General features: G+C 42.6%; 26 protein-coding genes. 22 read left to right on the top strand and 4 right to left on the bottom strand.

What is annotated here, in order from left to right:
- Window positions 1-24: 24 nt before the first annotated feature.
- Window positions 25-204, bottom strand: a complete 180-nt coding sequence (locus tag VQ00_RS08525; protein WP_046179727.1) for a YkvS family protein — start codon at window positions 202-204, stop codon at window positions 25-27.
- Window positions 205-375: 171 nt separating this feature from the next.
- On the opposite strand from VQ00_RS08525, the gene VQ00_RS08520 reads away from it, so the two are divergent.
- Window positions 376-570 carry a hypothetical protein gene (locus VQ00_RS08520; protein WP_046179726.1) on the top strand — a complete coding sequence of 65 codons (195 nt, stop codon included), beginning with the start codon at window positions 376-378 and terminating at the stop codon, window positions 568-570.
- A 12-nt stretch (window positions 571-582) separates the two neighbouring features.
- Window positions 583-1,320 carry an SDR family oxidoreductase gene (locus tag VQ00_RS08515; RefSeq protein ID WP_046179725.1) on the top strand — a complete coding sequence of 246 codons (738 nt, stop codon included), beginning with the start codon at window positions 583-585 and terminating at the stop codon, window positions 1,318-1,320.
- Here the strand turns inward: VQ00_RS08515 and VQ00_RS08510 are convergent.
- Window positions 1,317-1,694: a PilZ domain-containing protein gene (locus VQ00_RS08510; RefSeq protein WP_046179724.1), complete on the bottom strand. Its 378-nt coding sequence runs from the start codon at window positions 1,692-1,694 to the stop codon at window positions 1,317-1,319. The genes VQ00_RS08515 and VQ00_RS08510 overlap by 4 nt on opposite strands.
- A gap of 145 nt (window positions 1,695-1,839) precedes the next feature.
- On the opposite strand from VQ00_RS08510, the gene VQ00_RS08505 reads away from it, so the two are divergent.
- Entirely contained in the window at window positions 1,840-2,106 is a 267-nt protein-coding gene (locus tag VQ00_RS08505) for a phosphocarrier protein HPr (protein ID WP_046179723.1), read from the top strand.
- Window positions 2,106-3,824 carry a phosphoenolpyruvate--protein phosphotransferase gene (gene ptsP, locus VQ00_RS08500; RefSeq protein ID WP_046179722.1) on the top strand — a complete coding sequence of 573 codons (1,719 nt, stop codon included), beginning with the start codon at window positions 2,106-2,108 and terminating at the stop codon, window positions 3,822-3,824. Before VQ00_RS08505 ends, ptsP begins: the two co-directional genes overlap by 1 nt.
- Before the next feature lie 161 nt (window positions 3,825-3,985).
- On the opposite strand, the gene VQ00_RS08495 is transcribed toward ptsP, so the two are convergent.
- Entirely contained in the window at window positions 3,986-5,137 is a 1,152-nt protein-coding gene (locus tag VQ00_RS08495) for an aminotransferase A (RefSeq protein ID WP_046179721.1), read from the bottom strand.
- A gap of 142 nt (window positions 5,138-5,279) precedes the next feature.
- Here VQ00_RS08495 and VQ00_RS08490 point away from each other — a divergent pair, with 142 nt between their 5' ends.
- Window positions 5,280-6,182, top strand: a complete 903-nt coding sequence (locus tag VQ00_RS08490) for a chemotaxis protein (RefSeq protein ID WP_046179720.1) — start codon at window positions 5,280-5,282, stop codon at window positions 6,180-6,182.
- 42 nt (window positions 6,183-6,224) lie between these two features.
- Here the strand turns inward: VQ00_RS08490 and VQ00_RS08485 are convergent, their stop codons facing one another.
- The gene (locus VQ00_RS08485; RefSeq protein WP_046179719.1) at window positions 6,225-6,707 is read right to left on the bottom strand and encodes a YkyB family protein; all 483 of its coding nucleotides are present in this window, start codon (window positions 6,705-6,707) and stop codon (window positions 6,225-6,227) included.
- 110 nt (window positions 6,708-6,817) lie between these two features.
- Here VQ00_RS08485 and VQ00_RS08480 point away from each other — a divergent pair, with 110 nt between their 5' ends.
- The 17 genes from VQ00_RS08480 (at window position 6,818) to VQ00_RS08400 (ending at window position 25,323) form a co-directional block, all read left to right on the top strand.
- Window positions 6,818-8,353 carry a Ppx/GppA family phosphatase gene (locus VQ00_RS08480; RefSeq protein WP_046179718.1) on the top strand — a complete coding sequence of 512 codons (1,536 nt, stop codon included), beginning with the start codon at window positions 6,818-6,820 and terminating at the stop codon, window positions 8,351-8,353.
- Window positions 8,354-8,367: 14 nt separating this feature from the next.
- On the top strand, window positions 8,368-10,470 hold the full coding sequence (locus tag VQ00_RS08475) for an RNA degradosome polyphosphate kinase (protein ID WP_046179717.1): 2,103 nt from the start codon (window positions 8,368-8,370) through the stop codon (window positions 10,468-10,470).
- A gap of 88 nt (window positions 10,471-10,558) precedes the next feature.
- A complete protein-coding gene (fadH, locus tag VQ00_RS08470; protein WP_172645564.1) occupies window positions 10,559-11,329 on the top strand; it encodes a 2,4-dienoyl-CoA reductase in 771 nt (256 codons plus the stop codon).
- A gap of 124 nt (window positions 11,330-11,453) precedes the next feature.
- Window positions 11,454-12,863, top strand: a complete 1,410-nt coding sequence (gene treP, locus VQ00_RS08465) for a PTS system trehalose-specific EIIBC component (RefSeq protein WP_046179715.1) — start codon at window positions 11,454-11,456, stop codon at window positions 12,861-12,863.
- Between the two features lie 42 nt (window positions 12,864-12,905).
- Window positions 12,906-14,567 carry an alpha,alpha-phosphotrehalase gene (treC, locus tag VQ00_RS08460; protein ID WP_046179714.1) on the top strand — a complete coding sequence of 554 codons (1,662 nt, stop codon included), beginning with the start codon at window positions 12,906-12,908 and terminating at the stop codon, window positions 14,565-14,567.
- Between the two features lie 49 nt (window positions 14,568-14,616).
- The gene (gene treR, locus VQ00_RS08455; RefSeq protein WP_046179713.1) at window positions 14,617-15,336 is read left to right on the top strand and encodes a trehalose operon repressor; all 720 of its coding nucleotides are present in this window, start codon (window positions 14,617-14,619) and stop codon (window positions 15,334-15,336) included.
- A 98-nt stretch (window positions 15,337-15,434) separates the two neighbouring features.
- A complete protein-coding gene (locus tag VQ00_RS08450) occupies window positions 15,435-16,640 on the top strand; it encodes an EAL domain-containing protein (RefSeq protein ID WP_046179712.1) in 1,206 nt (401 codons plus the stop codon).
- A 66-nt stretch (window positions 16,641-16,706) separates the two neighbouring features.
- Window positions 16,707-16,925, top strand: coding sequence for a hypothetical protein (locus VQ00_RS08445; protein WP_046179711.1), 219 nt, complete (start codon window positions 16,707-16,709; stop codon window positions 16,923-16,925).
- A 128-nt stretch (window positions 16,926-17,053) separates the two neighbouring features.
- Window positions 17,054-17,314 (top strand): YkuJ family protein, encoded by a 261-nt coding sequence (locus VQ00_RS08440; protein ID WP_046179710.1) that lies wholly within the window; start codon window positions 17,054-17,056, stop codon window positions 17,312-17,314.
- 123 nt (window positions 17,315-17,437) lie between these two features.
- Window positions 17,438-17,878 (top strand): cyclic-di-AMP-binding protein CbpB, encoded by a 441-nt coding sequence (gene cbpB / locus VQ00_RS08435; protein WP_046179709.1) that lies wholly within the window; start codon window positions 17,438-17,440, stop codon window positions 17,876-17,878.
- 52 nt (window positions 17,879-17,930) lie between these two features.
- A complete protein-coding gene (locus tag VQ00_RS08430) occupies window positions 17,931-19,379 on the top strand; it encodes an MDR family MFS transporter (RefSeq protein ID WP_046179708.1) in 1,449 nt (482 codons plus the stop codon).
- A 4-nt stretch (window positions 19,380-19,383) separates the two neighbouring features.
- Window positions 19,384-20,274, top strand: coding sequence for a transcriptional regulator CcpC (locus VQ00_RS08425; protein ID WP_046179707.1), 891 nt, complete (start codon window positions 19,384-19,386; stop codon window positions 20,272-20,274).
- Window positions 20,275-20,338: 64 nt separating this feature from the next.
- Window positions 20,339-21,049: a 2,3,4,5-tetrahydropyridine-2,6-dicarboxylate N-acetyltransferase gene (gene dapD, locus VQ00_RS08420; RefSeq protein ID WP_046179706.1), complete on the top strand. Its 711-nt coding sequence runs from the start codon at window positions 20,339-20,341 to the stop codon at window positions 21,047-21,049.
- 67 nt (window positions 21,050-21,116) lie between these two features.
- Window positions 21,117-22,238, top strand: a complete 1,122-nt coding sequence (locus VQ00_RS08415; protein WP_046179705.1) for an N-acetyldiaminopimelate deacetylase — start codon at window positions 21,117-21,119, stop codon at window positions 22,236-22,238.
- A gap of 234 nt (window positions 22,239-22,472) precedes the next feature.
- Complete coding sequence (locus VQ00_RS08410; protein ID WP_046179704.1) at window positions 22,473-23,015, top strand: peroxiredoxin; 543 nt, start codon at window positions 22,473-22,475, stop codon at window positions 23,013-23,015.
- 79 nt (window positions 23,016-23,094) lie between these two features.
- The gene (locus tag VQ00_RS08405) at window positions 23,095-23,550 is read left to right on the top strand and encodes a TlpA family protein disulfide reductase (protein ID WP_046179703.1); all 456 of its coding nucleotides are present in this window, start codon (window positions 23,095-23,097) and stop codon (window positions 23,548-23,550) included.
- 438 nt (window positions 23,551-23,988) lie between these two features.
- Window positions 23,989-25,323: a cytochrome ubiquinol oxidase subunit I gene (locus tag VQ00_RS08400; protein ID WP_046179702.1), complete on the top strand. Its 1,335-nt coding sequence runs from the start codon at window positions 23,989-23,991 to the stop codon at window positions 25,321-25,323.
- Window positions 25,324-25,327: the final 4 nt, after the last annotated feature.

Genomic DNA, 25,327 nt, shown 5'->3' with positions numbered 1-25,327 from the left:
GGATGATAGAATCCGCTCTTTTTTTCATGCATGGAGGATGATATAATTTTTATGGTTAACTACTGTTTTTTCTTCTAATTCGCGCTCATCGAAATCCTCCATAATTGTTAAATCAACAATAACGGAGTTTTCATTTACTTTTTCGACGATCCCGCGCAGACCGTCTTTAAATTCGATAATGTTGCCGACTTCTGCTTTTGTCATCTATTTCGCTCCTTTTCGACCATTGACGATACCATTTTCACTCGCTTTCTTTTATAATAAGAGCGTTAGCAAGAGGTATTAAAGTAAATTTTGCCTTATTTTTTGAAAATAGTAAAGGATTTTAAACTGCATTGTGTCAATTTTTTGACTATTTTAATAGGGGGTGATTGCTTGACTGCAGAAGAAGCTATAGAATGTATTGAAAACCTTCGCAATGGAAAAACTGCTCTCGTGCGTATTCAACAGAATGATTTTCTTCAATTTCGACAAGAGCTTATTAAACAGCCTGATTTTAAGCACTTTCGGGGGATTGCCAAGCACGGAGGCCATGCTGAATATGAATATATGAAAACACCTCGAAGCTAAAGGAGTGGGAACATGTTCAAGGACAAAACAGTCGTTGTAACGGGCGGTGCAAACGGCATCGGAAAAGCAACAGCGCACGCTTTTGCTGCAAAAGGAGCTTTTACCGTGATTGTGGATACAAAGGAAGAAGACGGCAGAGCAGCGGTTCAAGAGTGGAAGAAGTCAGGTTTTGAAGCGGCATTTTATTGTGCAGATGCAGGAAATGTGGATGAAATGGCAAGTGTTTTTGCACGCGTTGATCAAGAGCGTGAAGGCATAGATGTCCTTATTAACAACGCTGGTGTTTCTTCATTCGGCTCTATCTGGGACATAAATAAAACTGACTGGGACAAAATAATGACCGCTAACGCCGCAAGTGTCCTATTTTGTTCTCGGGAAGCAGCCAAATACATGAAAAAAGGCAGCGCCATCGTCAATATGTGCTCGACACGACAAAGTATGTCAGAATCCAATACGGAGCTGTATGCAGCGTCGAAAGGAGCCATTTATTCGTTAACGCATGCGCTTGCTGTTACACTTAGCGAGAAAGGCATACGGGTGAACAGCATTAGTCCCGGATGGATTGAGACAGGAGACTATGCCCAGCTTCGTCCAGAAGATCACGCGCAGCACCCAGCTGGACGGGTCGGCAAGCCGGAAGACGTGGCAAAAGCTTGTTTGTACCTTGCAGACCCGGAAAACACCTTTATGACTGGAGAAAACCTGGTTATTGACGGTGGTATGACACGTAAAATGATTTATTTCCCTTAACCTTTTTGTTTTTTAAGCTGCTCTTTCGTGTAAATTTTCAACGATGAAATAATCTGGTCTTTCAAAGCATCGCTTCCATCGCTTTGGATACCATATTCAAATACACTGCCGGCATTCCGTTTGCGAATGATCTGTCCGGTAAAGTGAATCAATGTGCCCGCGAGCTGAAAAGAAAAGATGAGAATAAGATCGTTTTTTAACTCAATGTCCGTCTTTGAAGCGGCTTTTATCCCATTCGGGCTAATATCAAGAATATAAGCGTCGAACGTCTGGGTTTTTTCTTTTACTCCAGCTGAATACTGGTACACCTCGCAAATGGCGGGAATGGATTCAGGGAAAACATAACGGAAAGCTTCCTGTCTTTTATAATACATGATGAAATCTCCTTGTTTTTGTCTATATTGGTCTATATTAAAAGATAAGGACAGGAAGAGCAATACGAGAAAGCTTGATCGTTGAGGGAAAATGAATTTAATGCTATTCTCTATGAATAAAACGTATGAAGGAGAGACAAAATCAATGTCGAGAAAAACTTTTACAGTAACAGCAGATACAGGAATTCATGCACGTCCTGCTACACTTCTTGTGCAAACAGCGAGCAAATATTCAAGTGATGTGAATCTTGAATTCAACGGTAAAAAAGTAAATTTGAAATCCATTATGGGTGTTATGTCACTTGGTATTGGAAAGGGTGCTGACATTGCAATTTCAGCAGAAGGCAATGACGAAACAACGGCGCTTGAAGCCCTTGAAACATTGTTGAAAAGCGAAGGTCTTGCAAACTGATGGCGGCGATATTAAAAGGAATTGGCGCATCTGACGGAATTGCCTTTGCGAAAGCATACCGCTTAATGGAACCGGATTTAACTGTCGAAAAGCGCGAGGTAACAGATGCCGCAGCTGAGGCAGACCGCTTTCGCGCAGCGCTGAAAAAATCAGAAGCAGAGCTTGAGGTCATTAAAGAAAAAGCCCGTAAAGACTTAGGTGATGACAAAGCCGCTATTTTTGAGGCGCATTTGCTCGTTTTAAACGATCCTGAATTAACAGGTCCAATTGAAGAAAAAATTAAGTCAGATTCTGTTAATGCAGAGTTTGCCCTTGAAGAAACAGCCAATATGTTTATCGGCATGTTTGAAGCGATGGACAATGAATATATGAAAGAGCGGGCAGCGGATATTAAAGACGTAACAAAGCGTGTATTGGCAGCACTTCTTGGAGTCGACCTTCCAGCACCGGCACTGATTGCCGAAGAAGTCGTAGTTGTTGCAGAAGACTTAACACCATCTATGACAGCACAATTGAACCGTGAATTCGTGAAAGGATTCACGACGGATATCGGCGGCCGGACATCTCATTCTGCTATTATGGCTCGTTCATTAGAAATTCCGGCCGTTGTGGGTACGAAAAACGCAACGTCAGATATTCAAAATGGCGATTTCATTATCATCGACGGCCTTCAAGGGGAAGTACACATTAACCCAACAGAGGAAATTGCTGCGGAGTATCAAAAACGAGCTGATGCTTTCGCGAAGCAAAAAGCGGAATGGGCAAAGCTTGTCAATGAAGAGACTGTGACAGGGGACGGCCATCACGTTGAGCTTGCAGCAAATATTGGTACACCAGCCGATCTTGAAGGCGTAAAATCCAATGGCGGTGAAGGAGTTGGCTTGTACCGTACAGAATTTTTGTACATGGGCCGCGATAATCTGCCGACAGAAGAAGAGCAGTTTGAGTCATACAAAGCGGTTTTAGAAGGAATGGAAGGGAAACCGGTTGTTGTTCGTACATTGGACATCGGCGGCGATAAAGAGCTTCCATACTTGAACTTGCCGCATGAAATGAATCCATTCCTTGGCTTCCGGGCGATCCGCCTTTGCCTTGAAGAACAGGATATTTTCCGTACACAGCTTCGCGCATTGCTTCGGGCAAGTGTACACGGCAATTTAAAAATTATGTTCCCAATGATTGCAACGATAAATGAATTCCGTCAGGCAAAAGCAGTTCTTTTAGAAGAACGTGCAAAACTTGAAGCGGAAGGCACAACAGTGGCGCAGAAAATCGAACTTGGCATCATGGTGGAAATTCCATCGACGGCTGTAATTGCGGATCTGTTTGCGAAAGAAGTGGATTTCTTCTCAATTGGAACAAACGACTTAATTCAGTATACAATGGCAGCTGACCGGATGAATGAGCGGGTATCTTATTTGTACCAGCCATACAATCCTTCTATTTTGCGCCTTGTAAAAATGGTGATTGAAGCGGCACATAAAGAAGGCAAATGGGCAGGGATGTGCGGTGAAATGGCTGGGGACGAAACAGCGATTCCACTGTTGCTCGGTTTAGGTCTTGATGAGTTCTCAATGAGCGCAACGTCAATTTTAAAAGCGCGTGCGCAGCTGAAAAACTTGTCAAAAGCCGATATGGAATCATTGGCAGCAAAAGCAGTTGAAATGTCAACAGCTGAAGAAGTTGTCGAACTTGTAAATTCCATTGAAAAAAAATAATAAAAAAGGTGTAAAAAAAGAAAAAGCGGGAATAATACTAGCGTAACCAGTTTTTTCATTCTCCATTTCTCTCACTTTTGCCCGGACGAACGCTGTCCGGGTTTTTTTTATGAAAAAATAACGGCTGTCTCCACGCTTGGGAGCAGCCGCTTTTTTTATGGTTATAAGGTCTTTAAAAATTGCTCAATGCGTGATAATCCTTCTTTAATCTCTTCAACACTGCATGCATAGGACAAGCGGAACCAGCCTTCCCCCGCTTGTGAAAACGCACTGCCCGGTACAACCGCCACTTTATATTCTTTCGCGAGCGTCAGGCAAAAGTCAAAGGAAGAACCAGAATATGCGTCTGGTACTTTCACAAAAAAGTAAAACGCGCCATCCGGCTTTACCGTTTGCAAGCCAAGGTTCTTTAATGTTTCAAATGTCACATCCCGGCGTTTTTTGTATTCATCCCTCATCGGCACCGCATCATCTATTCCATCCGTCAGCGCCGCAATCGCTGCTTTTTGCGAGATGGAGGTGGCACATGACACATTATATTGATGGACTTTGAGCATGTGCTGCGCAATCGCTTTAGGCGCAAAAAGAAGACCGATCCGCCAGCCGGTCATCGCATGGGATTTCGATAAGCCGTTTATGACAATCGTTTGCTCTTTTAAAAAGGAAGCGATTGATACGTGAGGCTGTTCATATACAATTTCACTGTAAATTTCGTCGGCTAAAATAAATAATTCCCGCCTTTTCGCAAGTGCCGCGATATCTTTTAATTCTTGTTCAGTTAAGCTGACGCCAGTTGGGTTGGATGGATATGGAAGCACAATAAGCTTCGTTTTTTCAGTGATATGCTGTTCAATGAGGCCGGCAGTCATGCGAAACTCATTTGCGGTCGTATCAACCATGACCGGCAACGCATCACATAAGTGAATAATCGGCTCATAGCCAGGATAGACAGGACCGGGCAAAATTACTTCATCGCCAGGCTCCAATATCGTTCGCAGTGCAATATCGATTGCTTCACTTGCGCCGACTGTCACAATGACTTCATGGTCAGGTTCATAAGCTGCATGATATTTTTTGTTATAAAAGTGTGCAGCTGCTTTTTTTAATTCAGGCAGTCCTGCATTTGGTGTATAAACGGTCTCATTTTGATTGATTGCTTGGATACCTGCTTTTTTTACATGTTCCGGTGTATGAAAATCCGGCTGGCCAATGGTTAAAGAAATCATATCTTTTTGCGTGCCAACCAAATTAAAAAATTTACGGATACCGGAGATTTCAATTTCTTTTACACGGGTATTTAATCGATGTTCCATTTGTAAACCACCTTTCTCTAATCTGTTGTTATTATAATGTAAATTTTTCAATTAAATATTAAATATTTATAAACTTTTCAAGCATCGACAATCTTTTTATTCATGATATAGTAAAATAAAAAAGCAAGGGGACTAATGACTTATGACAAATGATTATGGAATTTTACTTGAATCTGGAACGAATGAACTTGAAGTTGTGGAATTTGAAGTGCAAGGGAACAAATACGGCATTAATGTCATGAAAGTGAAAGAAATTATCCAGCCGATGCCGATCACGTATATCCCACACGCACATGCCCACATTGAAGGGATTATTCAGCTGCGCGGTGAAGTGCTGCCGGTCATTGATATGGCGAAAGTGCTTGGAATGCAGCCCTCTGAAAATCAATCAACGGACAAGTACATTGTGACCGAATTTAATCAGCAAAAAGTTGTTTTTCATGTACAAAATGTTACGCGCATTCACCGCATTTCTTGGAATGACATTGAAAAGCCATCTGAAATGTATCAAGGCGGCAATAATCAAATTATCGGGGTCATTAAAATTAATGGCAATATGATTTTGCTGATCGATTTTGAAAAAATTGTTGTCGATATCAATCCGCATTCAGGTATTCACATTGATCAAATAAAAGCTCTGGGCGAGCGCGAGCGTTCCGAAAAGCAGATTGTTATAGCGGAAGATTCACCGCTGCTGCGTAAGCTTCTTCACGATACACTGCATGAAGCAGGGTATGACAGGGTCGAATTTTTTGAAAATGGCCAGCTTGCTTATGACTTTTTAGAATCGACACTTGAGCAAGAAAATACATTTGAAAAAGTGCAGATTCTTGTTACTGATATCGAAATGCCGAAAATGGACGGCCATCATTTAACGAGACGGATAAAAGATCACCCAGTGCTGAAACAACTCCCAGTCATCATTTTTTCTTCTTTAATTACGGATGACCTTCGCCATAAAGGAACGGGTGTCGGTGCAGATGCGCAAGTAAGTAAGCCGGAAATTGCCCGTCTTGTCCAATATATTGATGAGCTTGCCCTATAAATAAAGAAAGGACGCTTGCTTGGCGGCTGCGTCCTTTTCTTCTTAATATGATTGACCAAGCGGCTTAAAAACAGGCTTTGTATATTTTTTTTGTCCGGGCGGCTTATGCTTTGGACGATCTTCTTTCATACCTGTATACGATTCAAGAATGCTTTTTGCTTTTAACAGCCCCATTGAACAGCGCGGATTGCGTATTTGCTCACTTAATCGGCCGAGATGGGGAAGAGAATCGAAATCTTCTTTGCATGGCGGCATGTGGAAGGTGTAGTCACCACATGAAACAAGTACATCGGACTGCTGCCGGCTGTTTTTTGGATTTCGGGAAAAGTGAAGGCCTTTTTTCTCTGCTTTGCCTTCTTTGATCATTTTTAAGAGGGCGCATTTTTTTAGCGCGTATAAATATTTTGGGTTTGTGGCCGTCTTTGCATGACGGTTAACCGTAAAGATCGCTTTGGCGAGGTTCTCGTCAGATGAAGGTTCGGTGAAGGGTTCGGATTTTTTGCTCAAGATAGTGGCTCCTTTCATCCTCATTTTCTCTCATTATATACTGTTTATGCCCCATTTGGAAGCATTCATCGTGGTTTGCATGGTATATTTAAAGGGCAAAATGAATAAAAAAGAAAGCGGGAACGACTATGAAGCAAAGCAAAACAGCCATTATCGACATCGGATCAAATACAGTCCGTCTTGTTTTATATAAAGAACAGGGGTCAGCAATAGAAGAATTTCGGAATGTGAAAGCACCACTCAGGCTGCGCCGCTTTCTAGATGCAGAAAGTGAAATGAGTGACGAAGGGGTTCAGATGCTGCTGGAAGCATTAAAAAATTTCAGAGAAGTGCTCGATTATTACGATGTAACGAAAGTTGAATGTACAGCGACTGCAGCAGTTCGGCAGGCAGCAAACAGAGATGTCATTATTGAAAAAGTGAAAAAAGAAACGGGCTTTCATATTCGTCTTTTGTCGGGAGAAGAAGAAGCGTCCTACGGATTATCGGCTGTTTTAAAAACAATGCCGGCTGATAATGGATTAACGATTGACATCGGCGGTGGCAGTACAGAAATTACGTTATTTGAAAACAGAAAATTAAAACATTCATTCAGCTTCCCGTTTGGTGTCGTTTCGCTGAAAGAACAATTTATTGCAGAAGATCGAATGAAGCCGAAAGAACAAAAGAAAATGGCTGAGTATATTCAAACTGAATTGAAAAAGTTTACCTGGCTGGAAAAAGCACCGGATGGTGTGATTGCAGCAATTGGAGGAAGCGCTCGAAACTTGGCAAACGTCCAGCAGTTAAAAGAAAACTATCCACCGCTGGGTGTTCACGGTTATGAACTGACAGTAGAGGCACTTGATCAGCTGCGCACGGAGCTCTCACCACTTTCGTATTCGGAATTCGAAAAAGTGGATGGCCTTTCCAATGAGCGAGCTGATTTAATATTACCTGCTATTGAAGTGTTTTATCAGCTGGCCATACATACAAAAGCAAAAGGGCTGCTCGTCAGCTCACGAGGACTTCGTGATGGTATTGTGCTTGAGCGAATAAAAAACGGTGCGGGGGAAACTGCCGCTGATGTGAAAAGAAATGGTATAAAGCGGCTTTTAACCGTTTATGGTCATGATACGAAACATCATTATCAAATGATGAAACTGACTGAAAAAATGCTGAGGGGCTTTGAACAAGAAGGCATCATTGAAGTGACGGATAAAGATCGCTTTATCATTGAGCAGTCGGCGGCTTTATTTTATCTTGGTGAATACATTTCTTCCAGTTCGAAAAGCCGTCATACGTTTTATTTGCTCATTAACTCATTGTTTGATGGATTTACCCATTGGGAGAAAGCATATATTTCCTTAACCGCTTCTTTCACAAACAATTCAACATTGAAACAATATTTGGAAGGATTTAATGGCTGGTTTTCAAAAGACGAAATTCAGAAAATGCGGGAATACGGTTCGCTGCTAAAACTTTGCTTTAGCTTGAACAGTTCAAAACGAAGCATTGTAAGTGACTTGAACGTGAAGCGGAAAAATGATTGTATTGTCATTACTGTTTATTGCGAAGGCAGTGAACTGGCTGAACATTATCAAAGCGATAAGCAAAAGCGCCATTTGGAAAAAGCTTTGCAAACAACAATTGAAATGGAATTTAAACGAAATGAAGTAAATTGAAACGGGGGATTCCGATGAGCGGACAGGCAACAATTGATTTGGCGAATCCGATGTATTATAACAACCGGGAATTAAGCTGGCTTAACTTTAATAAACGTGTATTGGAAGAATCATCAGATTTAAATAACCCTCTATTGGAGCGAATGAAATTTTTAGCCATTTTCAGCTCGAATCTGGATGAGTTTTTTATGGTGCGGGTAGCTGGTCTGAAAGATCAGGTGAAAGCCGGTTTTAACAAGCCTGAAAACAAAGCCGGTTTGACACCGAAGCAGCAGCTGAATCGAATTAGCATCAAAGCACATGAGTTGGTGCAAATTCAAAATCGGGTGCTGACAGAAGAAATATTGCCTTCTCTTGAAGAAGAAGGTTTTTATTTGAAAAAGCCAGCAGATTTGATGAAAGAACAGCAACAGTTCTTGCTCGATTACTTTGATAATGAAGTATTCCCAGTACTGACACCCATGGCGATTGATGCATACCGGCCATTCCCGATGCTGTTGAACAAATCGCTCAATCTGGTCGTCATGCTTGAAAATGATGAGCCGGAAGCAGAGATGGACCGCGTCGCAATCGTGCAAGTACCTGGTGTGCTGGACCGGGCCATTGAAGTTCCATCAGAAGAAGAGGGCGGTACATTTGTCCTGCTGGAAGACGTGCTGGAATATTTCATTGACCGCGTTTTCCAAGGCTATATCGTGAAAAATGTTAACACGTTCCGGATTACGCGTAATGCTGATATGGAAATTCACGAAGAAGGGGCCCGGGATTTACTGCTTGAAATTGAAAAAGAGTTAAAGAAGCGAAAGTGGGGAGCCGCCGTCCGGCTGGAGATGAAATCGCAGGACATGGATCAACATGTGCTTGATTACTTGCTGGAAGAGCTTGAAATTCACTATAAAGATGTATATGAAATCGACGGGCCGATTGATTTGACATTTTTATTTCCATTTACGAAAAAGCTAAGTATACTTCGTGAAGGGTTGACGTATGAAACGTTTATTCCACAGCTGCCAGAAGATTTATCTTCCCGGGAAGATATCTTTGAAAAAGCGTTGCAGCAGGATGTGCTTTTTTATCACCCATATGAATCCTTTGAACCGGTCGTCGATTTTATTTCACAAGCGGCAAACGATCCGATTGCGCTGGCGATTAAAATGACGCTTTACCGGGTGAGCGGCGACTCGCCTATTATTGAATCGCTTAAGCGTGCGGCTGAAAAAGGGAAGCAAGTAACCGTACTCGTAGAATTAAAAGCCCGATTTGATGAGGAAAATAATGTCCAATGGGCAAAAGAGCTGGAGAAAGCTGGCTGTCATGTTATTTATGGAATGCACAATTTAAAAACACATAGTAAAATTACGCTCGTGGTCCGAAAACAAGCAGGCAAGATCGAACGATTTGTTCATCTCGGAACAGGCAACTATAACGACGCAACAGCGAAGCTTTATACAGATCATGGACTGGTCACATCAAAAAAAGAATTTGGCGTGGATGCGACAAATTTCTTTAATTATTTGAGCGGCTACATGGATAAGCCGAAGTATAATCATCTTGTTGTGGCGCCGTTTGATATTCAAGATGCTTTCATTAAGCTGATCGACAAAGAAATAGAGATTCATAAAAAGCATGGAAGCGGCCGGATTATTGCGAAAATGAATTCTTTAACAGATAAGCGGCTTATTATGAAATTGTATGAAGCATCAAATGCTGGTGTGCAAATTGACTGCATTATCCGCGGAATTTGCTGTATGCGGCCGGGTATTCCGAACGTGAGTGAAAATATCCGAGTGACCAGCATTGTTGGCCGGTTTTTAGAGCACAGCCGAATTTATTATTTTCATCATAATGGTGAACGAAACATTTATTTATCATCGGCGGATATGATGACACGTAATATGATTAAGCGGGTCGAAATTTTGTTTCCAATTGTAGACGAATCATTAAAAGACCGTCTTGCCGATTTTCTTCAATTGCAAATGTCCGACAATGCGAAAGCGCGTTACCAAGATAACGAAGGAAATTATCATTACGTTAAACGTGGCAAAAAAGATGTGTACATTGACAGCCAGCTCGAGTCTTTACACGCAGCGTACCGTGTGCGTGAAGACGAAGAATAAAAAGAAGGCCCGTAGACGAAACTTTGCGGGTCTTCTTTTTAGTGATACAATAATGAGTGAATGATCATTCATATTACGAAGGGGATGAATATATTTGAAAGGGAAAACGGTTATCATTACAGGTGGATCAAGCGGTATGGGGAAATATATGGCTAAGCGCTTTTTCGATGAAGGAGCGAATGTCGTCATTTGCGGCCGAAATGAAGAAAAACTGGCCGGAGCAAAAAAAGAGATTGCAGGGGACAGCAGTCGTTTTTTAACGGTTGTCATGGATGTACGCAAGACTGATGAAACGGAGAAACTGGTCGAAAGAGCTGACCAGGCTTTTGGCTCTATTGACGTGCTTATTAATAATGCGGCTGGAAACTTCATTTGTCCGGCAGAAAAGCTGACGCCAAACGGATGGAATTCTGTTATCGATATTGTGTTAAACGGTACCTTTTATTGTTCTCACGCAATCGGGAATTATTGGATTCAGCGCGGAATAAAAGGCTCGATTATTAACATGGTCGCTACCTATGCGTGGAATGCAGGAGCAGGCGTTGCGCACTCGGCAGCTGCAAAAGCCGGTGTGCTTTCGTTAACCCGTACTCTTGCTGTAGAATGGGGGCATCAATATGGCATTCGTGTTAATGCCATTGCACCGGGTCCGATTGAACGGACAGGCGGTGCGGATAAACTATGGGAATCAGACGAAGCAGCAAAACGGACCATTGACAGCGTGCCGCTGCATCGACTTGGAACACCGGAGGAAATTGCTGGACTTGCCTATTACTTGTCTTCTGATGAAGCAGGTTATATAAATGGTGAATGTATCACGATGGACGGTGGCCAATGGCTCAACCGGTTCCCTTTTTAAAAAACAGCGGCTTCCGCTGTTTTTTTTTTTTTTTTGGGATCGCTTTCTTTTTTATTGACATCCTGTATATACAAGTGATAAAGTCTTGTTAAGATGTATATACAAGTTTGGGAGGGAAGTTGAAATGGGAGCGTACTCAAAGCAAGCTGGACAAATTGTAGACGCTGTCGGCGGAAAAGAAAATATTGAAGCGGCGACACACTGTGTCACGCGGCTCCGCTTTGCACTAAAAGACGAAAGCAAAGTGGATGAGTCAAAGCTGGAACAAATTGATGTCGTAAAAGGTTCTTTTTCAGCGAATGGACAGTATCAAGTTGTCATCGGACAAGGGACTGTCAACAAAGTGTATCAAGATCTTGTTGAAGAGACTGGTATTGGTGAAGCGTCAAAAGAAGATGTGAAAAAAGCATCGGAATCGAATTTAAATCCGCTGCAGCGTGCCATTAAAACATTGGCTGATATTTTTATACCCATTTTGCCAGCGATTGTAACAGCTGGTTTACTGCTCGGACTTAATAATATTTTAACGGGACAAGGGATCTTTTTCGAAGAATCTTTGATCGAAAGGTATCCACAATGGGCGGACATTGCCAGCGTTATCAACTTAATTGCAAATACAGCATTTACCTTTCTGCCTGCTTTAATCGGCTGGTCAGCTGTGAAACGGTTCGGGGGCAGTCCGCTGCTCGGGATTGTGCTTGGGCTTATTCTTGTTCACCCGGATTTATTAAACGCATGGTCATATGGTGCAGCTGAAGAAGCAGGAGAAATTCCAACCTGGAATATACTGGGTATAACGGTTGAGAAAATCGGCTATCAAGGGCAAGTACTGCCAGTATTGTTTGCCTCTTATTTATTGGCGAAAATTGAAGTCTTTTTGACGAAACGAGTTCCAGAAGGCATTCAGCTGCTGGTTGTAGCACCGGTTGCGCTTCTTGTTACTGGATTTGCCGCCTTTATTTTAATCGGTCCGGTTATGTTTGCGGTCGGAAATGTGATTACAGATGCGGTTATCTTTATTTTTGATACAGTACCGATTCTTGGCGGATTGATTTACGGCGGCTTTTACAGCTTGCTTGTTATTACAGGTATGCACCACACATTCCTGGCGGTTGATCTGCAATTAGTTGGCTCATCGCTTGGTGGTACGTTCTTATGGCCAATGCTTGCACTCTCTAACATTGCACAAGGTGCCGCTGCGTTGACAATTGGCTTTTTGGCAAAAGAAGAACGGCTGAAAGGACTTTCTTATACGTCGGCACTATCGGCATTTCTCGGAATTACTGAGCCGGCCATGTTCGGGGTCAACTTGCGCTACCGTTATGCGTTTATCGCAGCGATGATTAGTTCAGCGATCGCCGGCATGTTTATTTCGGTTAATGGTGTGCTGGCAAGTACAATTGGTGTCGGCGGCATTCCAGGTTTCCTTGTGATCAGCAATGGCATGACTGCGTTTTTAATTGGCATGGTCATCGTACTCGTCTTGCCGGTCATTTTAACTTTTACGTTTTCAAAATTTGCGAAACAAAAATAAAGGGCGGACTTTGCCCTTTTTTTCTATTAGGAGGACTTCATAATGAATGAACAATGGTGGAAAAAAAGCGTTGTCTATCAAATTTATCCGAAAAGCTTTAATGATACGACCGGAAATGGAATAGGTGATATTCAAGGGATTATCAAAAAGCTTGATTATTTACACGATCTCGGCGTAGACGTCCTATGGCTGACGCCGATTTATGAATCGCCGCAAAAAGACAACGGGTACGATATTAGTGATTATTACCGGGTGAATCCGGATTATGGCACGATGGACGACGTGGAAAAGCTGCTGGCAGAAGCGCATGACCGAAACATGAAGATTGTGATGGATCTTGTCGTTAACCATACTTCTACCGAACATGACTGGTTCAAGCAGTCAAGAAATCCGGATTCCCCTTATCGAAATTATTACATTTGGAAAGATGGAGTCAATGGGGGTCCGCCAAACAATTGGAAATCAAAATTTGGCGGGTCAGCATGGGCTTACGATGAAGAAAGCGGCCAATACTATTTGCATTTATTTGACCGCACGCAAGCAGATTTAAACTGGGAAAATGAGCAGGTCCGTCTTGATGTTTATAAGATGATGCACTTTTGGCTCCAAAAAGGAATTGATGGCTTTCGGCTCGATGTGATCAATTTAATATCCAAAAATCAGTCATTTCCAGATGATTTTGAAGGAGACGGGCGGCGTTTTTATACAGATGGCCCCCGCGTTCATGAATTTTTGCGTGAAATGAATGATGAAGTTTTTTCCCATTATGAATTGCTGACGGTTGGTGAAATGTCTTCCACTACGATCGAGCATTGCATCCGTTACTCGCATCCGGAATCAAAAGAACTGGCGATGACGTTCAACTTTCACCACTTAAAAGCCGATTACCCGGATGGCGAAAAATGGACAGCGGCTCCGTTTGATTTTTTATGGCTAAAAGACGTCATGTCCACCTGGCAGGTTGAAATGGACAAAGGAGGCGGCTGGAATGCCTTGTTTTGGTGTAACCATGACCAGCCGCGAATTGTCAGCCGATATGGAAATGATCAGGAATATCGCGTGAAATCGGCAAAAATGCTGGCGAATGTAATTCATTTGATGAAAGGAACACCGTACATTTATCAAGGGGAAGAAATCGGCATGACAAATCCTCATTTTGATCGAATTGAACAATATCGAGATGTAGAATCATTGAATATGTACAAAGAATTGCGCGAAAAAGGATTTGCTGAACAAGAAGTGATCACCATTTTAAAGCAAAAGTCGCGGGATAACAGCCGGACGCCTGTTCAATGGAATGATAAAGAAAATGCCGGATTTACAAGCGGAATACCATGGATTGAGATAGCTGAGAATTACGAAGAAATCAATGCAGAAACAGCTCAAAAGGAGCCTGAATCTCTTTTTTATCATTATCAAAAATTGATTGGACTGCGGAAAAATGAAGAACTTCTCCGTGAAGGAAGCTACCGCCAGCTGCTTGCGGATCACCCACAGTTGTTTGTTTATGTAAGGGAGCATGATGGAGAACTATGGCTTATCATCAACAATTTTTACGGACAATCTGTGTCATTTTCTGTGCCTGAAGAGGTAAAAGGAAAAAAATCAGAACTCGTTCTGTCAAATGAAGAACAAGCACCAGCGCAGCTGTCAGACTGGGTACTGACCCCTTATGAAAGTACGGTGTACCGGCTGTTTAACTAATCCTTTTTATGTTATAGTGGAAAGAATGACAGCATGCAGGTGAACAGAAATGAAAAAAAACAAATATAAGCACATTTATGAAGAACTCGCTGACAAAATGAAAAGTGGTACATTTCAGCCGGGTGAACTGATTCCATCAGAGCACGAACTTGCAGCCCGCTATGAAACATCAAGGGAAACGATTCGTAAAGCGTTGACCCTCCTTTCTCAAAATGGATACATTCAAAAGCTGCGCGGCAAAGGTTCAGTCGTCCTTGACACAAGCCGCGCGAGTTTCCCAATTTCAGGACTTGTCAGCTTTAAAGAATTGGCGGATCAAATGAATGGCGTCATCCAAACGAATGTAGCAGAATTCAGCTTGATTCGTCCCGAGCCATATTTGCAGCATCAGCTTCAATGCAGCGTAAAAGAAGAGGTATGGAAAGTCATCCGCACGCGTACATTTGACGGGGAATGTGTTATTTTGGATAAAGATTTTTTATTGAAAAAGTATATTCCAGAGTTGACAAAAGACATATGCGGACAATCAATCTATGCTTATATTGAGCAGGAGCTTGGGTTAACGATCAGTTTTGCGAAAAAAGAAATAACAGTAGAGCCATGTACGGATGAAGACGTGGTTTTCCTTGATACAAATGGTTTTTCTCACGTCGTCGTCGTTCGCAACTACGTGTATTTGGACGATGCAAGCCTTTTCCAATATACGGAATCAAGGCACCGGCCGGATAAATTCCGGTTCGTCGATTTTGCCCGTCGTCATATGAAGTAGCCCGGCGCAGTCTTGTGCCGGGTTCTTTCTAATTAACAGCATAATTGTTAAAAGTCATGTATAATAATAAACGATTTGACGGAATAGGAGGCTTATTTATGGATGCACTTGAAATTATGAGCAATCTTGATCGTGTCGTGCCGTATTACCAGCCGATTTTCAGCGCCGATGAACATAAAATTATTGGATATGAAGTGTTAGGACGTTACATAGAAAATGAAACCGCCCAAAGCCTCGGGCATTTTTTTCATGATGAAGATACACCGGATGACTACCGTCGTGAAGTGGAAGACGTTATTGTTAGAAAAGCGCTTGATGCATTTACGGAAACAGGCAGAACAGAAATGCTGTTCATAAACCGCAGGGCAGCAGGTCTTCTCGAAGATTATGGTGAATCTTTTTTGGCCATTTTAGATGAGTATGCTGAAAAAGGATTAAAGTATGGACAAATTGTTCTTGAAATATCAGAAGCTGACTATAGCAAGTCGCTTGATAATGTGCTGCGCTACTATAAAACGCTCGGCATCCGGCTTGCGGTTGATCATATCGGAGAAGTAGACGGCGATATTCGCCATTTTGCCGGGTCGTCACCAGATATTTTAAAAATAAGTTTACGCGCATTACGAAAAGACGCCAGTGACCAGTCCTACAAAAACATTGTTTATTCGCTCTCTATGTTTGCACGCAAAATTGGTGCATCTCTTCTTTTTGAAACAGTGGAAGCAGAATATCAGCTGCAGTATGCATGGAAAAATGGCGGACGTTATTATCAAGGCTTTTATTTGGCGGAGCCGTCATCGGACTTTGCGGAACCCGACGGATTGAAAGAGATGTTGCGAGAAAAGTGCAGCCGGTTTATTTCATATGAGAAAAAAGCCCTCAGCAGCGTTTATGCATTCGCTGAACAATTAGAAATTGGTCTTGGTGCAATGATCGCTAAGTCAAAATCGATGCCGAAAGAAAAGCTTCTTGAAGACATTGCACAGGAGTTTAATGAAATGTGCTTTCGGCTTTATATTTGTGATGAAAATGGATTTGAATTAACGCCGAACTATTTTAAAAAAGAAGGACAGTGGATTTTTCAACGGGAATATTTGGACAAAAACTGGAGCTGGCGTCCGTATTTTCTCGAAAATATTGTTCGGATGAATAAAAATGGCGGCGGCTTAATTTCCGACTTATACAATGACATTGAGACGGGTGAAACAATCCGGACCTTCTCTTATCCTGTCAACGAACACGAATACTTGTTTTTTGATATTCCATATGAGTATTTGTACGACCAGGATGGATTATTGTATTAACGTATGAAACATGCTGGACCTGGAAACAATGGAAGCATCCTGAGATGTAAAGGGGATGCTCTAACCATGATCTGGATCATTTTATCGGCTGCTGTTTTGATCGGCGGCGGCCTATGGACAGCGGCCATTATGAAGCGCTCGGGCGCCTTTGGACGAAAGGATACTGACAATCCAGAGGCGGTCCAGCAACATCCTTACGGGCTGAATCCGATCATTTGGCTGTATATAGCGGCATTTGTCGTTTTTTCAGGGATCATCATCGTTGTTTGGATGAAAGGACGCTGATTTAAGCGTCTTTTTTATTTTTATTGAATTGAAAAAAGAGGGTAAAAATATTGGATTAAACAAGGGATCTATGGTATATTTCTTGTGCTTACTAAATGGATAACGATTATGAAAGGGGTCGACAATATATGTCACAGTTAGTTGGAATTGTACAGCGTTTAAAATCACTGCAGGAGGGCGGCGAGCAGGGAGAAGTCCAGCAGCGCCTATTTGAATTGAACGGCAAAACACTTTGCCAAGTGAAATATTTCCCGAATAAAGATACATTTGAGCTTGAAGTATATGATAAAGATGGAAAAGGAAGCAAATATCCTTTTGACGATATTGATATGACAGCGATTGAAATCTTTGAACTTCTTCAGGAAGCTAAACAAGAAGCGCAAGGATAACAAAACGACTTGCCAGGGCCGGATCTTTTTTAAGAACGGCTCGTTTCTCTGGCGCAGACTAAGAATATTTTGCTATAATGGAAGATGAATAAAGCGCTTACAAAAAGAAGAGGGAGACTAGCAATGATTTCCTTTGAAAACAAAGATGTGCTGCAAACCAATATAATGGATTATATTATTCCGGGAGAAAAAGTCGCTTTTGTTCAGCGTGGAAACAGCTTGGAACATGCGCTGCTGGTCTTAACAAAAAGCGGCTACACGGCGATTCCAGTTCTTGACACGAAATACCGGCTTGAAGGACTGATCAGCATTCCAATGATCACTGAAGCACTTCTTGGTCTTGAACGTGTGGAATTTGAGCGGTTAGAAGAATTAACAGTGGAACAAGTCATGGCTGTTGATAAGCCGAGATTGACCATCCATGATCATTTTCGAAAAGCGCTCGGCCTGCTTATTAATCATCCTTTTTTATGCGTAACGGATGAAGAAGGCCACTTTGAGGGAATTTTAACGAGACGGGTTATTTTAAAACAGCTGAATTATTATGTCGATGGGCTAAATTAATCAAGATCTGCCACGCGGCGGGTCTTTTTTTCTTGAATTTGAGGTGGAATAATTGAAACAAAGACAGACAAAGCGGCCACTTGTGCTGGCCGCTGTTATGCTGGCAATGTTTATGGGAGCCATTGAAGCAACCATTGTCGCGACAGCAATGCCGGATATCGTAGCGGATCTTGGCGGTTTTTCGTTATACAGCTGGGTGTTCTCCGCCTACTTGTTAATGAACGCTGCTACCGTTTTGATTTATGGAAAGCTGTCTGATATTTTCGGCCGTCGTCCGGTTCTGTTTACGGGTATAATCGTTTTTTTAATCGGTTCTGTTCTGTGCGGATTGGCTGGTTCGATGGAACAAATGATTATTTTTCGTTTTATTCAAGGAATCGGTGCAGGAGCAGTTATGCCCGTTGCAACGACGATTGTAGGTGATATTTACAAGAAAGAAGAGCGTGCTAAGGTTCAAGGATATCTCGCTAGTGTATGGGGTATTTCCGCTGTGTCGGGTCCGGCGTTTGGAGGGCTGCTCGTTGAATATGTTTCTTGGCGCTGGGTGTTTTGGATCAACGTGCCGATCGGAATTATCTCGATTTTTATGCTTCTTTTCTTTTTACATGAAAAAATCGAAAAGAAAAAACCCGATATCGATTATATTGGTACATTTCTATTTTTAGCAGGTATTTCTTCGTTAATGTACCTGTTGGTTGAGCAGGTGGAGACAACGTATACAGTGCTACTTTTGATAGTCGGCGTTCTATCGGTCGTTTTTTTCACAATTCATGAACGTCGTACCCAATCTCCAATGGTACCTTTTCATTTATGGAAAGTCCGGCCGATTTTAATTGCGAATCTTGTTTCGTTAACGACTGGGATTATGTTGATCGGCATTTCAACCTTTTTGCCGACATATGTACAAGGGGTAATGGGCGAAAATGCAACAGTCGCTGGGTTTACACTGACTGCTATGTCTATTGGCTGGCCGATTGCGTCTTCATTATCAGGGCGTTTGCTCAATTCAATTGGTTACCGGACAACGACGCTGATCGGCGGCGGCGCTTTACTGGCGGGCGGTCTGATGTTTACGGTGATGAATCCGGATTTTGGTCCATGGTGGGCGGCGGCGTCTTCTTTTGTCACAGGGGTTGGCATGGGTCTTACTTCTACGGCATTTATTGTTTCGATTCAAAATTCTGTCGGCTGGCATGAACGAGGTGCTGCTACAGCTTCCAATATGTTTATGCGTAATATCGGCAATACAATTGGTGCAGCACTGTTGGGCGGTGTGTTAAACAGCAGGCTGGCTGCTTATTTGGCAGAAAGAGAAGGTGCAGAAGGGCTGACAATCAACTCTGTGAACGAATTACTTGGTGAACAAACTGATATGAGTGAATCCACGCGTCTTATATTAAGCGAGGGACTGATTTCTTCCTTGCACGCCGTTTACTTGGTTGTCTTTTTCTTTGCGGCTGTTTCATTTGCGCTGCTTTTGTTTTTGAAGAAAGGAGAATAATATTGTGTCGTTTTCGGAATTTCGTCTATTGACGGTTCTTGCGGAAGAAATGAATATGCGCAAAGCGGCCGAACGGCTTTTTGTTTCCCAGCCGGCCCTTTCTCAGCGGCTCCAAACGATTGAAAAAGAATGGGCCGTTAAAATTTTTAACCGGTCCACAAAAGGATTATCCTTAACACCATCCGGTGAACTGATCGTTGAATACGCAAAAGAAACACTTGAGAAAAAAGAACAGTTGCTAGAAGAACTTCAATCGCTTGAGCCACAAGTGCATGGAACGCTGAAAATTGCTTGTGCGACAATTGTAGGGCAAAACTGGCTGCCGAAGGTATTGAAATTGTTTGTCGAGCGATATCCACATGCGAAAATTCAGCTGATCACTGGGTGGAGCAGTGAGATCGTCAAAGCGCTTTATGAAGGAGCTGTTCATATCGGTATTATCCGAGGGACACCTGAATGGAAAGGGCGGAAAATTCATTTATTTGAAGACCCGCTTTATTTAGTGGATAAAGAAATTCAAAATATAGAAGATGTGTTGTCGACCGACAAGCCATTCATTCAATTTAAAAGTGATTCAAATTATGACCAGGAAATACAGGAGTGGTGGCATAACCGCTTTCAAATGGCGCCGAAACGTTCTATTGTTGTGGATCAAATCGAGACGTGCCGGCAAATGGCTTTTAACGGGCTTGGGTATGCGATATTGCCGGCCATTACGCTTTCTAATCAAGATCGTGACTTATTTAAAATTCCCCTTCTTGACCGTGAAGGAGAGCCGATCCGCCGTGATACGTGGCTTCTTGGCTATGATACCGCTTTTGAACTGCGGCAAGTACAGGCATTTGTTGAAACAGTTGAGCTTTTTATGACAGAGAAGAAAGAAAATCGCTTGTGAAAAGGACGGCGCTTTGATAAAGTAAGAGCAGAAAAAAGAGATTTTTCAGGAGGAATACATAATTATGAAAATGATGGACGCACATGAAATTATTGCTTTTATCGGCAACAGCACAAAATCAACACCAGTGAAAGTATATGTAAATGGAGATGTGGCTGGTATAAACTTTGGCTCTTCCGCAAAAGTATTTGGAGAAGGAAAATCAGTCGTTGTATTTGGCGAGTGGGCTGAAGTATCAGAAGCTCTTGAGCAAAATAAAGATAAAATTACGGATTATGTAGTGGAAAATGACCGCCGCAACTCAGCAATTCCACTTCTTGATTTGAAAAACATTCAAGCACGTATTGAGCCGGGTGCGGTCATTCGCGACCAGGTTGAAATCGGCGATAATGCGGTCATCATGATGGGCGCTTCGATCAATATTGGTGCTGTGATTGGCGAAGGCACAATGATTGACATGAACGCTGTTCTTGGCGGCCGTGCGACAACAGGAAAGAACTGCCATGTTGGAGCGGGTGCTGTCCTTGCAGGCGTTATCGAGCCTCCTTCAGCCTCACCGGTTATTTTGGAAGATAACGTTTTAATCGGCGCAAATGCGGTTGTATTAGAAGGCTGCCGGATCGGGGAAGGTTCTGTTGTCGCTGCCGGCGCGATTGTGACAGAAGACATCCCGCCTTACTCTGTAGCAGTTGGTGCGCCAGCACGCGTTATTAAACAAATTGATGACAAAACAAAATCAAAAACTGAAATTATGCAGGAACTCCGCAAACTGTAAAAGCGGTAAAATCAGAACGCGTGGGCAGTTGCTCACGCGTTCTTTTTCTAAAAGAGGGGGACAAAAGATGAGTCGATTTACAGCGATCCGCCGTGATTTACACCAGATTCCAGAACTGGGCTTTCAAGAGTTTAAAACGCAGGCATATTTAGTACACTATTTACAGTCGCTTCCGGCAGAACGGCTCGATATAAAAACATGGCGTACCGGGATTCTTGTCAAGATTAACGGATTAAATCCGTCTAAAACAATCGGTTGGCGCACGGACATTGATGGATTGCCGATCGTGGAAAAAACAGATCTTCCGTTTTCATCCACACATGAAGGGCGGATGCATGCATGCGGACATGATCTTCATATGAGCATTGCGTTAGGTGCTGTCACTCACTTTGCTTCGAATCCGATCGATGACGACCTCGTTTTTGTTTTTCAGCCGGCTGAAGAAGGGCCGGGCGGTGCAGCACCGATGATGGCATCGCCGGAATTCCGTGAATGGATGCCGGACGAAATTTATGCGCTTCACATTGCGCCAGAGCATCCGGCTGGGACCATTGCGACAAAGCCGGGACTTTTATTCGCGAATACGTCTGAGCTGTTTATCGATATTCGTGGCAAAGGAGGTCACGCGGCGTATCCGCATGAAACGAAAGATATGGTTGTTGCTGCTTCTTATTTTGTGACGCAGCTTCAGTCTATCGTTTCGCGAAATGTCGATCCACTTGACAGCGCTGTTGTGACTATCGGAAAGATGACAGCAGGTACAGTGCAAAATGTTATTGCAGATCACGCAAGGCTCGAAGGAACAATTCGTACGCTGTCGCCCGAAGCAATGGACAAAGCAAAAGCGCGCGTTCAGTCGCTTTTAAAAGGCATCGAAACCGCGTTTGATTGTGAAACGGAAATTGACTGTGGCAGTGGTTATTATCAAGTGTTTAACGATCCCGAAGTTACCGGCCGGTTTGTACAATTTGCTGCGCAGCAGCCGGATGTCCAGTTTGTTCAGTCGCGCGAGGCGATGACAGGGGAAGATTTCGGTTTCATGTTAAAAGAAATTCCCGGTCTTATGTTTTGGCTTGGTGTCGGATCTGAATATGGTCTTCACCATGCGAAGCTAAACCCGGATGAAGCGGCAATCGAGACAGCCATTTCGTTTATCGTTCGCTACTTTACGCACTTGGGCAGCCACTAATTTTGCTTTGCAGCACTTATCATTTTGTCATTGCAGCGAAACATGGTAAACTAAAGCAGTACTTGAATAAGTATTGATCGTTTTAAATAATAACTTCTTATTTAAAATGATTCCAATAAGAAGTTGACATGTTACTGTGAAAGAATTACAATAATCTTTGTGAAATGAAAGCTTTTGAGAATATAGACCGGCTTTCTCATTTAAGAAAACAATTAATTTGGAGGTTTTTTATTCATGGCAGAACGTATGGTAGGAAAACAAGCACCGCGCTTTGAAATGGAAGCAGTACTTGCGAATAAAGAATTCGGTAAAGTAAGTCTTGAAGAAAACATGAAAAACGACAAATGGACGGTTCTTTTCTTCTACCCAATGGACTTTACTTTCGTATGCCCGACAGAAATTACAGCTCTTTCTGACCGCTACGATGAATTCGAAGATCTTGATGCGGAAGTAATTGGTGTATCTACTGATACAATCCATACTCACCTTGCGTGGATTAAAACAGACCGTAAAGATAATGGTCTTGGTGATTTAAAATACCCGCTTGCGGCAGATACAAACCATATTGTATCACGTGACTACGGTGTTCTAATCGAAGAAGAAGGTGTTGCACTCCGCGGCTTGTTCATCATCAACCCAGAAGGAGAACTTCAATATCAGGTTGTCAACCATAACAACATTGGCCGTGATGTTGAGGAAACACTTCGTGTGCTTCAAGCTCTTCAAACAGGCGGTCTTTGCCCTGCGAACTGGAAACCAGGCCAAACAACTCTTTAATACATGATTTTTTCATCGGGGCCTAACATTGCGTTAGGTCCTGATGTGTCTATATATAGAAAAAGGAGCGAATGGATTCATGAAATTAAGAGAACAAATGCCAGAACTTAATGGTGCAACAGAATGGCTGAACGGAGAATTATCAAAAAGTGATGTAGTTGGAGAAAAACCGACATTGATTCATTTTTGGTCTGTAAGCTGCCATCTTTGCAAAGAAGCAATGCCAAGCGTAAATAAATTTCGTGACGACTACAAAGATAAGTTAAATGTCATTGCTGTGCATATGCCTCGTTCAGAAGATGATTTGAACTTAGATCAAATTAAATCGGTTGCGGCCGAGCATGAAATTACACAGCCGATTTTTGTGGACAGCGAACATAAGCTGACAGAAGCATTTGAAAATCAATACGTTCCTGCTTACTATGTATTTGATAAAGAAGGCCAGCTTCGCCATTTCCAAGCAGGCGGAAGCGGTATGAAAATGCTCGAAAAACGTGTAAATCGCGTCTTGGATGAAACAGCAAAAGCAGAATAAGAAAAGCGCAGAGCGCACGTCTTTCGGTAACAGCATAAGGTGAGCACTGATGGAAACGATTTTTGCCTCCAGATAGGCTTGTCTGGGTAAATGGAACAAAAGCTAAGAACACGGCATCTTCCCGCCGCGCTTCAAAGCTGCCACGTCCTGTGGCATTCGCCCGATCTAAGTCAATCATCTGGATCGTCGCAACAATGCCTGTGTAACTCACATACTGTGAGCCATCGAGCCGATGGCACCTAAAACTGGGCAGCTTCTAAAATGTATACTTTCTTATCTTTGTAAAGAAGAGCAGCCGGCATTTGCCGGTTTTTCTTTATACAAGTTTGTGAAAATAGTCACAAAATCGTCATACACCTTATATGGAATTGTTTTTATATAAGGTTTACAATACGGGTAACATATAAATAGTCAGAAGAAAAAAGGGAGGTCAACTTAATGGAACTTGATGGTGTCATGCTCAGCAGAATGCTGATGACAATGACGTTAATGTTTCATATTATTTTCGCCACAATCGGTGTTGGTATACCGGTAATGATTGCAATTGCAGAATTTATAGGCATCAAACGAAATGATCCTTACTATTCGCTTATGGCCAGACGATGGGCACGCGGATATACCATCACAGTAGCGGTGGGGGTCGTAACCGGGACGATAATTGGGCTTCAACTTTCTTTGCTATGGCCAAGCTTTATGGAAGTAGCCGGTCAAGTTATTGCACTGCCCCTTTTTATGGAGACATTCGCTTTTTTCTTCGAAGCCATTTTCCTCGGTATTTATTTGTATACGTGGGATCGCTTTAAAGGCAAATGGACACACTGGCTGCTGACGATTCCGGTTATGATCGGTTCATCCGCGTCAGCTTTGTTTATTACAACGGTCAATGCGTTTATGAACACGCCGCAAGGATTTGATTTAAAAGACGGTGAAATGATTAACATTGATCCAATCGCCGCCATGCTAAACCCGGCAATGCCTTCTAAAGTTCTTCATGTAGTAGCGACATCGTACGTAACAGCAGCAGCAATATTAGCAGCGATCGCCGCTTTTGCTATTCTCAAGGGGCGCCGTGGGCAATATGAACAAAAAGCGCTGCGCTTGACAGTTGCTTGTACATTTGTTTTCTCACTGTTAATATCAATTACCGGTGATATATCCGCAAAGTTTTTAGCGGATGTGCAGCCTGAAAAACTGGCTGCTGCAGAATGGCATTTTGAAACAGAAAAAGGCGCGGATTTAATTTTCTTCGGTACATTAAATGAAAACGGCGAAATAGAAAACGAAATCCGTGTTCCGAAGGTGCTCAGCTTTCTAGCGGGAAATTCTTTTGAGACAGAAGTCATTGGTCTTAATGAAACACCGGAAGATGAACGACCGCCGCTTTGGATTCACTATATGTTCGACACAATGGTCAGCATCGGCATGTTTCTCATGGCAACGACTGCGATCTTCGTCTTGATGGACCGGGTAAAAAAGTGGAATGCATTGAATAAACCGCTTCTTTTAGCGATTTTGGCAGCGGGGCCACTATCGATGGTGGCCATTGAAGCCGGGTGGATATTAGCTGAAGTCGGGCGTCAGCCGTGGATTATGCGTGGTTATATGAAGGTGGCGGAAGCAGCGACAACAAGCAACAGTGTGGGCCTGACTTTTGTGCTGTTTGCATTGCTTTACCTTGTGCTGGGTATAATGGCGATTGTTGTGTTAATTAAAATGTTTAAAAATTTACCAGCAGAAGCGGAACTTGAAAAACGGTTTCCGAACCGGAAATAGGGAG

This window comes from Domibacillus tundrae, assembly GCF_000970675.1.
Lineage (GTDB): Bacteria > Bacillota > Bacilli > Bacillales > Domibacillaceae > Domibacillus > Domibacillus tundrae.
Note: the sequence above shows the minus strand (reverse complement) of the source record. Positions and strands in the feature narration are given on the sequence as shown.

What these genes read in the sequence shown, in the direction of transcription:
- VQ00_RS08480 (WP_046179718.1), top strand. Translation starts at nt 6,818, where the DNA reads ATGAAGCAAAGCAAAACAGCCATTATCGACATCGGATCAAATACAGTC.
- VQ00_RS08490 (WP_046179720.1), top strand. Translation starts at nt 5,280, where the DNA reads ATGACAAATGATTATGGAATTTTACTTGAATCTGGAACGAATGAACTT.
- VQ00_RS08515 (WP_046179725.1), top strand. Translation starts at nt 583, where the DNA reads ATGTTCAAGGACAAAACAGTCGTTGTAACGGGCGGTGCAAACGGCATC.
- VQ00_RS08450 (WP_046179712.1), top strand. Translation starts at nt 15,435, where the DNA reads ATGGATGCACTTGAAATTATGAGCAATCTTGATCGTGTCGTGCCGTAT.
- VQ00_RS08485 (WP_046179719.1), bottom strand. Translation starts at nt 6,707, where the DNA reads ATGAAAGGAGCCACTATCTTGAGCAAAAAATCCGAACCCTTCACCGAA.
- VQ00_RS08525 (WP_046179727.1), bottom strand. Translation starts at nt 204, where the DNA reads ATGACAAAAGCAGAAGTCGGCAACATTATCGAATTTAAAGACGGTCTG.
- dapD (WP_046179706.1), top strand. Translation starts at nt 20,339, where the DNA reads ATGAAAATGATGGACGCACATGAAATTATTGCTTTTATCGGCAACAGC.
- VQ00_RS08475 (WP_046179717.1), top strand. Translation starts at nt 8,368, where the DNA reads ATGAGCGGACAGGCAACAATTGATTTGGCGAATCCGATGTATTATAAC.
- treP (WP_046179715.1), top strand. Translation starts at nt 11,454, where the DNA reads ATGGGAGCGTACTCAAAGCAAGCTGGACAAATTGTAGACGCTGTCGGC.
- VQ00_RS08410 (WP_046179704.1), top strand. Translation starts at nt 22,473, where the DNA reads ATGGCAGAACGTATGGTAGGAAAACAAGCACCGCGCTTTGAAATGGAA.
- VQ00_RS08405 (WP_046179703.1), top strand. Translation starts at nt 23,095, where the DNA reads ATGAAATTAAGAGAACAAATGCCAGAACTTAATGGTGCAACAGAATGG.
- VQ00_RS08495 (WP_046179721.1), bottom strand. Translation starts at nt 5,137, where the DNA reads ATGGAACATCGATTAAATACCCGTGTAAAAGAAATTGAAATCTCCGGT.
- VQ00_RS08510 (WP_046179724.1), bottom strand. Translation starts at nt 1,694, where the DNA reads ATGTATTATAAAAGACAGGAAGCTTTCCGTTATGTTTTCCCTGAATCC.
- VQ00_RS08415 (WP_046179705.1), top strand. Translation starts at nt 21,117, where the DNA reads ATGAGTCGATTTACAGCGATCCGCCGTGATTTACACCAGATTCCAGAA.
- cbpB (WP_046179709.1), top strand. Translation starts at nt 17,438, where the DNA reads ATGATTTCCTTTGAAAACAAAGATGTGCTGCAAACCAATATAATGGAT.
- treC (WP_046179714.1), top strand. Translation starts at nt 12,906, where the DNA reads ATGAATGAACAATGGTGGAAAAAAAGCGTTGTCTATCAAATTTATCCG.
- VQ00_RS08505 (WP_046179723.1), top strand. Translation starts at nt 1,840, where the DNA reads ATGTCGAGAAAAACTTTTACAGTAACAGCAGATACAGGAATTCATGCA.
- ptsP (WP_046179722.1), top strand. Translation starts at nt 2,106, where the DNA reads ATGGCGGCGATATTAAAAGGAATTGGCGCATCTGACGGAATTGCCTTT.
- VQ00_RS08445 (WP_046179711.1), top strand. Translation starts at nt 16,707, where the DNA reads ATGATCTGGATCATTTTATCGGCTGCTGTTTTGATCGGCGGCGGCCTA.
- VQ00_RS08440 (WP_046179710.1), top strand. Translation starts at nt 17,054, where the DNA reads ATGTCACAGTTAGTTGGAATTGTACAGCGTTTAAAATCACTGCAGGAG.
- VQ00_RS08400 (WP_046179702.1), top strand. Translation starts at nt 23,989, where the DNA reads ATGGAACTTGATGGTGTCATGCTCAGCAGAATGCTGATGACAATGACG.
- treR (WP_046179713.1), top strand. Translation starts at nt 14,617, where the DNA reads ATGAAAAAAAACAAATATAAGCACATTTATGAAGAACTCGCTGACAAA.